At 56.7% G+C, this 13623-nt stretch carries 9 protein-coding genes, 1 pseudogene and 5 riboswitches; of the genes and pseudogenes, 6 read left to right on the forward strand and 4 right to left on the reverse strand.

Annotated features, from left to right (window positions below):
* Positions 1 to 462 precede the first annotated feature (462 nt).
* Both D0B32_RS29220 and D0B32_RS29225 read right to left on the reverse strand, forming a co-directional pair.
* Positions 463 to 1956: a MutS-related protein gene (locus D0B32_RS29220; protein WP_117337811.1), complete on the reverse strand. Its 1494-nt coding sequence runs from the start codon at positions 1954 to 1956 to the stop codon at positions 463 to 465.
* A complete protein-coding gene (locus D0B32_RS29225; RefSeq protein ID WP_117337812.1) occupies positions 1953 to 3575 on the reverse strand; it encodes a MutS-related protein in 1623 nt (540 codons plus the stop codon). Before D0B32_RS29225 ends, D0B32_RS29220 begins: the two co-directional genes overlap by 4 nt.
* 320 nt (positions 3576 to 3895) lie before the next feature.
* Positions 3896 to 3954, reverse strand: a riboswitch (Fluoride riboswitch).
* A gap of 388 nt (positions 3955 to 4342) precedes the next feature.
* A riboswitch (Fluoride riboswitch) is annotated at positions 4343 to 4411 on the forward strand.
* A 161-nt stretch (positions 4412 to 4572) separates the two neighbouring features.
* On the opposite strand from D0B32_RS29225, the gene D0B32_RS29230 reads away from it, so the two are divergent.
* A complete protein-coding gene (locus D0B32_RS29230; RefSeq protein ID WP_117337813.1) occupies positions 4573 to 4914 on the forward strand; it encodes a hypothetical protein in 342 nt (113 codons plus the stop codon).
* Positions 4915 to 5253: 339 nt separating this feature from the next.
* Here D0B32_RS29230 and D0B32_RS29235 read toward each other — a convergent pair whose 3' ends face one another.
* Both D0B32_RS29235 and ilvD read right to left on the reverse strand, forming a co-directional pair.
* Positions 5254 to 5676 carry a hypothetical protein gene (locus D0B32_RS29235; protein WP_117337814.1) on the reverse strand — a complete coding sequence of 141 codons (423 nt, stop codon included), beginning with the start codon at positions 5674 to 5676 and terminating at the stop codon, positions 5254 to 5256.
* Between the two features lie 73 nt (positions 5677 to 5749).
* Complete coding sequence (gene ilvD, locus D0B32_RS29240) at positions 5750 to 7423, reverse strand: dihydroxy-acid dehydratase (RefSeq protein WP_117337815.1); 1674 nt, start codon at positions 7421 to 7423, stop codon at positions 5750 to 5752.
* 113 nt (positions 7424 to 7536) lie between these two features.
* Here ilvD and D0B32_RS29245 point away from each other — a divergent pair, with 113 nt between their 5' ends.
* From D0B32_RS29245 to D0B32_RS33265, 5 genes and pseudogenes are all read left to right on the forward strand, one after another.
* The gene (locus tag D0B32_RS29245; protein ID WP_117337816.1) at positions 7537 to 8523 is read left to right on the forward strand and encodes a LysR family transcriptional regulator; all 987 of its coding nucleotides are present in this window, start codon (positions 7537 to 7539) and stop codon (positions 8521 to 8523) included.
* Between the two features lie 43 nt (positions 8524 to 8566).
* A riboswitch (Fluoride riboswitch) is annotated at positions 8567 to 8631 on the forward strand.
* Between the two features lie 320 nt (positions 8632 to 8951).
* Positions 8952 to 9277: pseudogene (locus tag D0B32_RS29250) on the forward strand (DUF3579 domain-containing protein).
* Between the two features lie 144 nt (positions 9278 to 9421).
* Positions 9422 to 9483, forward strand: a riboswitch (Fluoride riboswitch).
* A gap of 314 nt (positions 9484 to 9797) precedes the next feature.
* Complete coding sequence (locus D0B32_RS29255; RefSeq protein WP_181969947.1) at positions 9798 to 10436, forward strand: GPR1/FUN34/YaaH family transporter; 639 nt, start codon at positions 9798 to 9800, stop codon at positions 10434 to 10436.
* 576 nt (positions 10437 to 11012) lie between these two features.
* A riboswitch (Fluoride riboswitch) is annotated at positions 11013 to 11080 on the forward strand.
* A gap of 574 nt (positions 11081 to 11654) precedes the next feature.
* Positions 11655 to 12962, forward strand: a complete 1308-nt coding sequence (gene gltA, locus D0B32_RS29260; RefSeq protein WP_117337818.1) for a citrate synthase — start codon at positions 11655 to 11657, stop codon at positions 12960 to 12962.
* A 154-nt stretch (positions 12963 to 13116) separates the two neighbouring features.
* Positions 13117 to 13530 carry a DUF3331 domain-containing protein gene (locus D0B32_RS33265; protein ID WP_117337819.1) on the forward strand — a complete coding sequence of 138 codons (414 nt, stop codon included), beginning with the start codon at positions 13117 to 13119 and terminating at the stop codon, positions 13528 to 13530.
* The last annotated feature ends 93 nt before the right edge of the window (positions 13531 to 13623 follow it).

Here is a 13623-nt window from a genome sequence, read left to right on the forward strand (position 1 = left end):
CCGCTGCGACAGGCCTTAGTTGGGGGAATAGGGCGATGCTGAAAAACAATACCTAACGGTTTGATTTTCGGAGTACGTCAGCAATCTTGACTTGTTCCATAAATACATCCATGCCGTTAACACGCGCTTCCGGTGCACTCCGGAACGTGCTGGACCACGCTCACGCATTTCTTCGTCGAAGCGCGCATACAGACCTTAAAACGGCACCAGGCCGGGTATTGCACCCCAGCTCGTCTAGGAGAACGCAAAAGAAGGTCGGTGCGTTATCGACTATCCGGCCTAGCCGGCCGGTGAGTTCTATGCAATTTCCGTTCATGGCTGCCAGGGCGAAGTGCGCAACATTGCCGCGGACGTACCGTCTTCGCCTATCACAGTGAGGCGCACGATGCAGAAGGTTAAATGCAGTATCTCGCCACGTCGGGCAGTCGGCGATACGCCTAACGCCGCCAGGATGATCGGTATTCACGACGGCGGAGCAAAGATTTGTTGATAGAGATCAGCACCGAAACTCTTCGGTAACGGCTCGCCTTCGCGTAGGCGAAAAGTCCTTTGGCCATCTTCGCCGCGATCAGCTCGGAGAAACATCACCTGATTGTTGGCTAAAAAAGGGCGGGACAATTCATACATGTGAGAGACGAAAAAAATGGTCACGTCGTTTTCGAGCAATGCGGACACGATCTGCCGTGCAATCTCTGAGCCCTCACGATCATTTGTTGCTGCGAATGATTCGTTAAACAACACCATGGCTCGACGCCCAATGTGATCTGCGATCGCACTCATCCGAACTAGCTCTTCGTCAAACTTGCCGCTTCGCATAGTCCGATCCTCGTTGCGCTTGTAATGCGTGAACAAGCCGGATCGCAGCGAGGAGGAGAAAGACTTCGCTGTGACAAACATCCCGCATTGCATCATCAGTTGCGCAACGCCGACACTTCTCAAAAACGTCGATTTACCGCCCCGATTGGCCCCGGTGATTAGCACCAAGTACTTGCCATTTGCATTGACATCGTTTCCGACCACCGTTCGACCCATAGTCAACGCAAGGCAGATGTCCCGAAGGTCCTTGCATTCAAAGCTCTTCGCACCGTTGAGTGCATGCGGAAAGGCGATTGACTCTCCAACAGCCTCGAGGCGCTCATGAACGTTCAAACAACCCACATAAAATGCGAGTTCCACTCGTAGCGCTTTGAAAAAGTGAAGTATGTGTTGCGCGGATTGCCATAGCGCGTCGGAAATTAGACCGAGACCCTGGTTCTGGATTTCGCGAAAGGCACGAGCACCCGCTTCGTCGCGAGGAGCTAATTGCAACGTGAAGCTCTCGGGTCCTCGCGTCAGCAGCCTTCTAATCCAGCTTCGATCACGCGCTTGCGGCTCGCGCATCATGGTATGCGTTCCTTTTCCGCCCTCGCCAAGTTCGGCACTCAGCAGAATCCCATTGCGAAATGTGAGATCCTTTAAATCGACATTTACAGCGCGTAGATATTCTTCATCCAGATTCCGATCGAGTGTGTTGAAGAACAATTTGAAGCCTTGCGAAACGAAGCTGTCGGAATTTGTGTTGCAGATCCTCTTGAGCCGGCTGAGCAGCTCGAGGCAGTTTTTGAGGGTTCGCACGGCGCTCGATACCATAGAGGATGGCTCTCTTCCGTACATTCCGAAGCTCCAGCTTCTTTCGCGGCTGAACGGTTCGAGGGCCAAGGCATAGAATTGCCGTACGACGCCTGGATTGGCCAAGCAATCCTTCAATACGTCTTGCCGGTAAGAAATTGTCGCGAGATCGCTTGTCCAAGCCCCGGCGATCGCGGCGGACATGATGTCATACAGGTATCGGTCGCCCGCCGCGGCGGCGTTGAGCAAGACTTCAACTTCCATATCCTGTGCGAAATGGCTGAGCGTTTCGGATGGTTCCGCTTGAGGGTTGAAATCGCGATCCGGGTGCATTAAGAACGTCTTCATGGACGAACCCTCACGCGCAATTGCTCATAGGTGACGCCACGTTTTTGAGCGAGCGAGAGTGCGTAGGCGAGTCCGTCAGCGGGTTTTCGGACAATCTCAAAGGTCCGACGCGCTGGATCATCGGGTATGACGGTGCTCACCATGCTCACTGATTTTTCGCTCATCGAGGCGAGCGTGTCGATGAAGGTGACACATACCGCGAGCATGTCTGTCTCTAGAATCTTTTCCAGAATTTTTTTGCTGAGAAAGAATTGGTCTTCCAGGCTAGTCGAATTAAATATCTCATTTAACACGATGACGCTGTTGGCTGTCATGGCGCGACAGCTTTCTCGTAGCCGTACCAGCTCATCTTCGAGCTTGCCGCGAAGATTTTCGATAGCTTCTTCACGTTCGAAATGTGTGAACAACTGATCAGCGAGAAATAAACGGGCGTGATGGCCCGGCACCGGACAGCCGAGTCCGGCGAGGAAATGTAATTGACCAAACATCCGTGCGAAGGTAGTTTTACCGCCCTGGTTCGGACCAGACACTACCAGCATACGTTCCTTACCGGCAAGATGAAAACTGTTGCATATAATGGGCGTCTGTTCGCGAAGCAACGTCGCGCCTAAGGCAAGATCAAAACTTTGTGTGACAGAGGTCTCCTTGTCAGATGCCGACACCTCTGGGTAGCAAAAACGAAGGCCAGTTTTCTTAAGAGGAGCGATATAAGCAAGGTAGGCCAGGTAGAAGTCAACTTCACGGTCAAATAACTCGATAGTTTGATCGATGAACCGGACGTGTTGTCCTACATAGTCGGCCAGAGATCTGAACACATCAGGGAACAGCAGTCCCACCAATTCGAGGATGCCTGCCTCGATATGGTTCAGCGAAAAATTATTCTGTTGCTCTGAAACAGTCTGCTCGACATCCTCCTCCCTGAAGCGGGCAAACTTCTCGAGAACTCCAGCAGTACTGTCCGGTTCGGAGGCATATTTGCGTACTGTCACCTTGTCACCGCGAAAGAGCATTCCGTATTTGATCGCCGAAAGCTTCGTGCGCATCTGGTCCGTTTCCGATGCTAACGCAACGAATGGTTGAGCCGAGACATAGGTGATCAAGTGCTGTCGTAGGTTGCATAGTCCGGCTGAATGAAAATCCAGAGATTCCAACCCGTGGAGAAGCGCTTTTATCGTCTCAACGTAGGTTCCGATAGCCCGTAGAATGACCATTTCTCGGTGACGCTTATATGAGATTCGTTCAGCGTATGTGAGGTTGAGCCTGACCTCGGACATATGCTCGCAAAACCTTGAAATTACAAGGTGTACATCGTGCCTTTCAAGGTCTATAAAGACAGCCTGCCGGTAACGGATGATTTGCTCGTTCCGGTAGGTGGAGTAGAGGAGGGGACGCAGGACTCCTTCGTCGCGTTTGCCAACGATGTCCGTTACGACTTGATCCAGATTCAAATCGACAAAACAGACTGGCTGTTCAGCCTGCTCTTTGCGCAACGCTTCCAGACCGACCGGGAACAGGATACTCTGAAGAATTGAACGGCCATCGGATCCTGGATCACCGGGATAGTCGCCTTCGACGGGAGCAGTCACACCGTCGGTTTCCACATGGCCTATTTTTACCATGGCGAACGCACCGGTTTTTCGCGCATGTATCGTACTTGGGTGCCACGATTGTGGCTGACCGGGCGAACGGACGCACGCTCAGATCCCTCGAATATCGCCCCCGTGTATAAACGCAGGCAAACCCATGATGTCCTCATTCTGAAGGACACGCGGCCGATAAACCGGGGGTGAAGGATCACTGCCACGCCGCGAGCTAACCGGCGTTGTAGCCCGTAAGAAAAGTCGGTAGTAGCGATTTTGCGGGGCGCAAATCGGTGAAGATCGGATCGTCTGCACATCCAGGTCATCCTGCCGTAGCGACGGAAATAGCCGCGCGGTTCGAATTGGCAGGAGTCATCAGCCGACCGGCGTAAAGGGGAACCCCATCCCTGTCGCGAGAATAGATCACAGGTGTCGAGCTGTCAAATAACCTCCTGGTCAATACCATCTGTCAAAATCGAGGGACCGTTGCAGCACGACACGTACGCGAAAGTCCGCTGTAGGCTAGCTCGCATATGCTGAGCAAAGCAAATTGGGGTCGAGAGTCGACTCATAATAATCTCGAGCAGCCCGTGAAAAATCTTTCCTACGAAACGGATTTATCCCGCGTGTCCTTTATGGAGTGTTTTGAAGTGCGAGGGAGCAAGTGGAATCACGGAGTAGAAGTCCCTTGTACCGCGGACATAGAGAATTGCGGTGGTATTCCGAGCGTTGAATGACGACCGGGACGCAAGGGCGCTACTAGGCAGAGTCCTCGGTTGCGTGCCTGCTTGACAGTGTTTAGACTGCGGCATATTGGAGATGGCATTCCTCCCTCAACCGTCGATTCCCCCGCGACTGATGATGCCTGCGAGCCCCTGTGTGAGGATCGTGGGCCATCACATCGATTCTGCTCCAGGTCATATTTCCCAAGACTGGTTTTCGACTTTTCGCTGCGTGTTTGGACCAGGGTTCCCACTGCGGGACGTCCGTGCGGCACGAATTATCGTCGAAGAAAATCCGGTGACGCGAGCGCGGGATGGACAAACAGAACAGAGTTCGTTTGAAGGCGAGAGCTACGGTCATTTTACTTGCGGTCTGTGGCGCACAATCGCTAGTATTCCTCTTGTCTGCGGCGACACAGATTCTTGCGATCGATCCTCCTCCGCTGTCGTTCGCCGTGTTCGGCGGGGTGACGGCCGTACTGGCCAGTGCGTGGATTCAGGAAGACGCCCAGCATGCGTTCGAAGTCGCCGACAGGAAGGGATTTTTGATCCGCGATGGTGAACATCACCGGATCAGGACCGTCAGGCGGGACTGCCCAAAGTTGTGGCTGGTCGTATTACACCTTGAACTGCACCCTGAGCTGATGGCAAGCTAGACTTGCGGGCGATGTTATATCGATCCGGTTGCTTGCTGTGAACAGACATCTGCGATGTTGCGTCATTACGCGTTCAAAGGTTTTCATGGGTGGAGCGGGCGGTTCCTTGTTCTCGTGGTGCTGTCTAGACACGGCCGGCCGTTGCCCACCGCAATGACGCGGCACATCAGCGGCATGCTCGCGCTCTTCTTGTGGATTTCGTCCACAATGAATATGCTCCACGATGTGCTCATGCGGCACGTCGCGTTACACGGACCGGGTGAAGTCTCGTGTTTATCGATCCGAGGTCTGCGAGGTTGTTTATCCGGAGCATCACCGGCCCAGCCATTTCGGACAGCTTCATTCGTCAAGGAACCGTTTAAATTCCTCGATATCGAGAGAGTCCTTAAAAGAAACATCGGTAGCCTGATCATTGAGGCTATCGGTTACCACGACAATTCGGGAATGCATCGACGGACTTTTTTCACGGATAGTGACGACAGCGTTGTGAACGAGCGATGCTGAAAATTTCATGTTCAGAATAATTAAATCGAACCGGGTGTCTATCAGCCAGTCGAGCGCAGTGTTCAGATCGTATGCCACCGAAACGAGATGGCCGCCCCGGCTGGCATACCGCATGAGCCGATTTGCACGGCCTTTATCCTCGTCGACAAGTAGCATATTCATGGTGGTCTCGCGACATTTGGCGAGAGGTCGGCTGGCGAAGAGGCCTTTGACCGACATCGCACTGAGTTTGGCTCCCTGCCTTGCGTTTCTTGCCATGCATGGAAACATCGCTCCAGGGTTGTCGCTAAAGGAACGGTGTTTCCAGCACCGTAGGCGGCTAACACCAAACTCAGCCGGTTACGCCGCCTTTATCTGCGGGTAATGCAAGTGCAGCGTATTTTGCCAGCACCCCGCGCGTATAGCGTGGTGCGGGTGGTTCCCATGCGGCGCGTCGGCGTTCGATTTCAGCGTCATCGACGTTTAGCTGCAACAGAAGCCGGTGTGCATCGATGGTAATGGAGTCGCCTTCCTCAACCAGTGCGATCGTGCCGCCCGCAAAGGCTTCGGGGGCGACGTGACCCACCACCATGCCCCAGGTTCCGCCTGAGAAGCGTCCGTCTGTTATCAGGCCCACTGACTCACCAAGTCCCTGGCCGACGATTGCCGACGTAGGGGCCAGCATTTCGGGCATGCCGGGTCCTCCGCGTGGCCCAAGGTATCGCAGCACCGCGATATCACCCGCCTTGATCCGGCCTGCCACGATCGCTTCAAGAGCGCTTTGCTCGTCATCGAACACGCGGGCAGGGCCCGTCATCACGAGGCTCTTCAGACCGGTGATCTTGGCGACCGCGCCGTCCCTGGCAAGATTTCCCTTCAGGATTGCAAGGTGGCCCTGGGCATAAAGTGCCTTTTCGATCGGGAAGATAACGTCCTGGTCGGCGCGCGGCTTCGAGGACACGTCCTTGAGTTCCTCTGCGATGGTCTTGCCCGTGATCGTGGTGCAGTCGCCATTCAAGAGGCCAGCATCAAGAAGGATCCGGAGCACCTGAGGAATGCCGCCTGCCTTGTGAAGATCAGTGGCCACGTACTTGCCAGACGGCTTCAGATTGCAGATCACCGGCACTTTCTTGCGCATACGCTCAAAGTCGTCAATGGTCCATTCAACTTCGGCCGCATGCGCGATGGCCAGATAATGCAGCACCGCGTTAGTCGATCCACCCGTCGCCATCACGAGTGCCACGGCATTTTCGATCGATTCTCTGGTGATGATGTCGCGCGGCTTCAGGTCTGCCTTGACTGCTTCGACCAGCACTCTCGCGGATTCGGCTGCGGAATCGACCTTTTCCTGATCGGGGTTAGCCATTGTCGACGAGTACAGCAGCGACATGCCGAGGGCTTCGAACGAGGAGCTCATCGTATTGGCCGTGTACATTCCTCCGCACGACCCGGTGGAGGGACACGCATTGCGCTCGATCCCTTCAAAATCCTTCTGCGTCATGCGGCCGGCCGTGAATTCTCCCACCGCTTCGAAAGACGACACGATGGTCAGGTCCACGCCTTTCCAGTTTCCCGGCCGGATCGTGCCGCCATAGACGAAGATGCCAGGCACGTTGGTGCGCGCAAGCGCCATCATGCCGCCTGGCATGTTCTTGTCGCACCCACCGACTACCACTACACCGTCCATCCACTGGCCCTGGACCGCTGTCTCAATGCAGTCCGCGATTACTTCACGCGAGACCAGCGAATACTTCATGCCCTCGGTACCCATCGCCATACCGTCTGACACCGTCGGTGTACCGAACGTTTGCGGGTTGGCATCGGACTTCCGTACGGCTTCGACGGCCGCATCGGTCAGGCGCTGAAGCCCGGCGTTGCACGGCGTGATGGTCGCATGGGCATTCGCGATGCCGATCATCGGTTTGTCAAAGTCCTCCTTACTGTACCCAAGCGCGTAAAACATCGAGCGGTTAGGCGAGCGTGAGACGCCCTGCGTAATGTTTTTCGAGCGGCGATTGTAGGCCATGGGAGCGCTCCTCCGGTCGGACAGCTTGTGTGGGGTGGTGCAGAAAGCATGCGGTGCGTCTGGCCCGGCGTCCAATATATTATTCTGGTCGTATTAGGTCGCAGAGGCTATCAATGGATGCGCGAAATCTTGAAATCAGACTTCTCCGGTACTTCGTGGCAGTGGCCGAGGAACTGCACTTTGGGCGCGCTGCCGCAAGGCTCGCGATCACACAACCCCCGCTATCGCAGGCAATCCAGTCCCTCGAGTCGATGCTTGGGGTGGAACTTTTCATACGGACCCGGCGCTCGGTCAGGTTGAGCGTGGTAGGCAAGGATCTGCTACCCGAAGTACAGCGGCTGCTTGGCAGCGCCGACGCCCTGCGCACACTTGCACAGTCACTGGCCCGCGGCGAAGCAGGGAGCCTCTCATTGGCGTTTGTATCCACGGCCGATTACGGAATCCTCCCGGATGTGCTGGGTGAATACACGTCCCGCTGTCCTGGCGTACGGCTAACGCTGACGGAGGCGACCAGTGACCTACAGGCCGAAGAGATAGCCGCAGGCCGCGTGGATGCAGGATTCGTGATTCCTCCATTGCCCGCGCGTCATAGGGCGGCCCTATCCTACATGCCGGTTGTACGCGAGCCCCTGATCCTGGCTGTGCCAGAGACCGTTGCCAGCCGGCTTGGTCTGGCGCCCGTGTCAGCCAGAAAAGTAGGGGTGAGCCTTCATGATGTCGCGGACGAGCCCCTTGTCATCTTCCCCCGCCAGCTTGCGCCGGGATTTCATGACACCATCGTGGATTATTATGCGGCTCTTGGGCTCGCGCCGAGAATGGGGCAACAGGCGATCCAGATGCAGACTATCGTCAGTCTCGTTTCCGCGGGAATGGGCATCGCATTGGTACCGGACTCATTACGCAACCTGCGCCGCACGGGTGTTGTGTACTGTTCGTTGCGAGGGGCTGGCCCGCAGCTGGACACTGGTCTGGCGTGGAGGACGGGAGATGCAAGCCCGGTGCTGCGTGGCTTTATTGGCGTCGTCCGGCACCATGCAGTCTGCGCTTCCCGGAGCCGGGTCAAGGCGCCACCCACGGGCAGGGGCATCGCCTCACTCTGATCACGGGATTACGTTTGGCGCGCGATGCGAGGCGTGGTAATCTTCGTGCCATGGAGATGGCATTCTCCATTAACCGCCGGTATACCGGCTGATGATGCCTGCGAATCCTGAACGGGGTCGTGGGCACGCACCTAAGGCGTTCCGCCGTCCAGGTCCTGGTAATTTGGAACTGGTTCTCATGATCATGCGTCACCTTTCAGCGCCGGTATGTCGATCCTGCCTTTCTGCAGGCGATACTTTTCGTGGCTCATCGTGAATGCGCCGCAGCGCGCGATCCGCTCAACCCATCAGGACTCCTGCGCAGGGGAATGCGGGAATACGACGGGGAGAATCGGGCAGAGCGGCCGCCTGCCGGGGAGGCGTCAGGGAATTGCGATCATCGGACGATGGATGTTCCTCTGCGGTCCCTCGACACACCTATGCGTCGTATGATTGAGACGGATAAAACCAGATATTTTATCCAGGGCATTACGTCAAGCGGAAAGATATTCCGGCCGAGTGACTGGGCCGAAAGACTGTGTGGCGTCATGTCCGGGTATGGGCCGCCCCGCCATGGCGCGAACATCCACCTGCAATACTCCCCGTACGTGCGTCCCACGGTGCTGGGCGACGTGAAAGCCGTGATTCTGGATGGACGTCTCAGGGAAGCGGAGCCCATGGCATTTGATTTGTGATTGGATTCGCGCGGGATAACGATCTTCTGATAACACAGGCGTGTGAATATCCGCGCCATGACCGGGACGTAAATGGATAGCCGTGCGCGAGTGGATATTGGCTGACTCCCTTTATGTCTGTCAGGTCACTGCATGGCATGGTGAGTTCTGGCGTCAGGGCCGTCTGTCGCCGGTAACGCATTTTTCTTGACGGAACGCGCCACCTTTTCTATCGTTTAGCGGTGTTGACGTGTGGGGATGGAGTTCCCCATGAAGTGCCATCCGGGCTGATGACTCCTACCTGATGTAGTTGCGGGTGCAGGTGACGATGCACGCTGCTGGGTAGGCATGTCATGACGAATCAGGACGGCTTTGCGTTTGTTCCTTTCGCTGCCGGATCCCCAAGGGATTCGCAGTTCACATTGCGCTGCCGCCCGGCAGCGAATCTGCCGGATTCAAAACCCCTGCCTTACCGCTGCGTTGCTGCCTGGATCGGCAAGATCGGGCAAGCCGACGCCGGCCGCAGCCCATTGTTCTCTCCCGCAGGAGTGACCTCCGGAGGTCGACGCTGGCGTTCGGGTGGGCATGCTCCAATACCCGACACATAAGTATGGACTCCAGATGGAATGGCGATCTGAGATGGTTGCCTACAGTACAGATGCTGCGTTCGAATTCTTTGTAGTTGAAACCCTACTGGAGATACAAATGAACAATCAATCAGTGACGACGGGGACCGTAGGTTACATGGGATGGGCATTGGCGAGCTGGTTGCTTTCGATGCCTAACGCCGGCTGGTTCGACAGGGTGTACGGACACGGACTCGCCATTGCCTGGCCGCTAGCGGTTATTCTGGGCGTGATGGGAATATTGAGCTTCATGCAAAGCCGCAGTCTCGACTCGATCATTTTTTTCGGCGGTGCGGGACTTTTCTGGTCCATGTACACCTTCGCGCAGCAGATTGTTGCGGGCGTCAATAGCGAGCCACGCACCTATGCAGGCTGGTACTACCTTGTCTGGGCGGTCTTCTTCTGTTACGTCTGGCTGGGTTCGTTCAAGGCAGGATTACCCCGCATACTCTTTCTGCTCGCCTTGTGGCTGACATTGCTCGCATTGGCAATCGGAAACTGGGGTGGACCGCAGCTGTTCCTGGTCCTGGGCGGATATCTGGGTCTGCTCACGGCGATTCTCGCGGCCATTACATCGGCCATCACAGTCATAATGCACGGACGCGTATCGGAGCACCCGAATGGAACGGTCTAGCACACACAGGAGCCTGTGACGGGCCAGCCTCGCCCAGGCTGAACGGGCGAGGTAATTTCAAACCGTTGGCCTTGACCGTAAACCCTTGTGCACGATGCTTCACATCGTAGACCAGGTGCCTTCGGCGCGTCATGGGCCGTATGTCACCTGCGCTATGGCACCCTTGTCGGCCGGATTGGTCGCACGTTTCGAAACGTGTCAGAGCGGGGTGATCGGGGCGCCTTGTGGCTAGCGCAGTCGAATCACCTGGACGCGCCCAATATCTCAGGTAGCCGGCATGGAGCGGCTACCGGGATTCGCGGGCTGACGTCAGAAGAGAGCGTGCACGAGGAAGATGACGGCCGCAATGACGATAGTGAGAGTGAGCAAGCCCTTAAGCATGATGGTTCAGTAGAGGGATCGGAAACGTATTCGGGAGTGCAACGCTCGCCTTTGGCCGCTGCAGCGCTTCCCGCGTAGTGTACCGGTCCTGGAACAGGTTGGATGCCCGATCAGTTGTTGCCCGTGGGCGACAGGGGCATACAGAACAGAACCGGGGGCAGTTGTTGCACTGCAAGACGGAATTCGGTTAAGCTCTCGTGTAACGGAGATGGCATTCCTCCCATAACCGCCGGCAGCAGCCGGCTAATGATGCCTACGCGTTCCTGGTCCGGGAAGCGTAGGCCTATGCTGCGCCATGTCCCGCCAGGTTTGAGTTCTTCAAACCGTCAGATCCCACCATGCAATGTTTCCGGGCTGCACTTCTTTGTCCGCGGTTGCACACGATAACGACAAGCCCGCCAGAATTTCCTTGCGGCAAGCTGTTTGTCGATCGCGCCGTCTACAGTCAGGCCGCCGCGACAAAAAATCATTTTCTGCAGGCCTCCGCGCGCATTGCGAAGCACCGCCGCGCTGGGCTATCGGGCCGCGTTGCCTGGGTGCATCCGTCATCCGGCGCGCCCCATGCAACGTTTCGTAAAGCGACCCCATCCTTCCCCCGTCGCGTCTGTGGCAGGCGGTCAGCCCCGCACTCAATGACGGTCGGCTACGCGTCGTTGCAAATTCGGCTGCTCTCATCCGATGTCGCGACGCACTCCCGACAGGCAATCTCGCATCTGAAATGCACGCAGTACGTTGCGCTGCATTAAACGATAGTACACCTATATAAATCAGTTGACGTCGTAAATGAAGATTGCCCCGGCGGCGATCTTTCGACGGCAATCAAACGGAGTAAAGAGCATGGACACGAAGAAAACGCTGACAGCAACCCTTCGCATCGCACAACGGGAACAGACGGTGGAACTCCCGGTACTGAGCGGAACACAGGGTCCGGACGTGGTCGATATACGGAAGCTGTATGCCCAGACGGGCATGTTTACGTACGACCCGGGCTTCATGTCGACCGCGGCGTGCAATTCGGCAATTACCTACATTGATGGCGACAAGGGCGAGCTGCTGTACCGCGGCTACGCGATCGACAACCTCGCGCAGAACGCGGATTTCATGGAAACCTGTTATCTGTTGCTAAAGGGCGAATTGCCGACCGGTGCCCAGAAGGCCGAGTTTGTGAACATCATCACCCAGCACACGATGGTGCACGAACAGATGCATTTTTTCTTTCGTGGGTTTCGCCGCGACGCGCATCCGATGGCGATCCTCGTCGCCGCAGTGGGAGCCCTGTCAGCGTTCTACCACGATTCTCTTGACATCAACAATCCGCTGCATCGTGAGATATCCGCGACACGGATGATCGCGAAGCTGCCAACGCTGGTCGCCATGGCGTACAAGTACACGATCGGCCAGCCGTTTGTGTACCCGAAGAACGACCTGTCGTACAGCGCGAACTTCATGCACATGATGTTCGCGAATCCGTGTGAGGAGTACAAGGTCAACGACGTGCTGGTGCGCGCGCTCGACCGCATCCTCATCCTGCATGCAGACCACGAGCAGAACGCGTCGACTTCGACCGTGCGTCTCGCCGGTTCGTCGGGCGCGAACCCGTTCGCATGTATTGCCGCGGGCATCGCGTGTCTGTGGGGCCCGGCGCATGGTGGGGCGAACGAAGCCGCGCTGAATATGCTCGAGCAGATCGGTTCCGTTGACAACATTCCCGAGTTCATCAGGCAGGTGAAGGACAAGGACTCACATGTGAAGCTGATGGGCTTCGGTCATCGCGTGTACAAGAACTACGATCCGCGCGCAAAGCTGATGCGCGAAACGTGCCATGAGGTGCTAGAAGAACTTGGCCTGCATGACGACCCCCTGTTCAAGCTCGCGATGGCGCTCGAAAAGATTGCGCTGGAAGACGACTACTTCGTGTCGCGCAAGCTGTACCCGAACGTCGACTTCTACTCGGGCATTGTGCAACGCGCACTGGGTATTCCGACGTCGATGTTCACCTGCATTTTCTCGATGGCGCGCACGGTGGGATGGGTTGCGCAGTGGAACGAGATGATCGCGGATCCGGAGCAGAAAATCGGGCGGCCGCGGCAGTTATACATTGGCGAAACGCAACGTGACGCGCTCCCTCTTCTGCAGCGCTCCTGACAGGACTCAACTTCAATCGTGACGGCGCGCCACTTTTATAGCCGGGAATGCACGCTGCTTCGGTGGAAAGCCCATTGCGCATGCGAAATGGCGCGGCGCAGTTCGAGAGGTTGTGTCCAGCACGGGTCGAAGAGTGGTCAGACATTGGAAAGACATGAACAACGAAGCCGTGGAAACGCCGGCCCAGCCGACCAGTCCATGCCGCTGGACGCATGTGCGTGGCGCATCGGACGAGCTCACATTGGACCAGGTCACATCGCGCCCAGAACGGTGTCCGGTGGCACGCGGGCAGCAGGAACATGGAGCTCCGATAGTCCGTGTGATCGAGTGGGTCGACGCGGATACGGTGATCCTGTCGTGGAGCGATGCGCTCTGCGGACACTATGGCGAGCAGACATGGAAAAAAACCCGCACGAAGCGGGCGGGTCGATGCGCGGTGAGTGGCAGATGGATCGTACGGGGGGAGGCCGTTTATCGACCTCGGGCGCGTCCCCGGCCACGCAATGCCGATGCCATGATAACCGCCGGGGTTCTCGCCATTTTAGTGCGAGGCCAGATCGCTGCGTAGGCGTGGCCAATTGCCGAAGCGGGGCCGGTCTCGTCAGATTCGTCGGATCCTCATGAGGGTGATGACTGATTCTGGGCTTCGATTTGCGATGCG

This window comes from Paraburkholderia sp. DHOC27 (assembly GCF_003429005.1).
GTDB lineage: Bacteria > Pseudomonadota > Gammaproteobacteria > Burkholderiales > Burkholderiaceae > Paraburkholderia.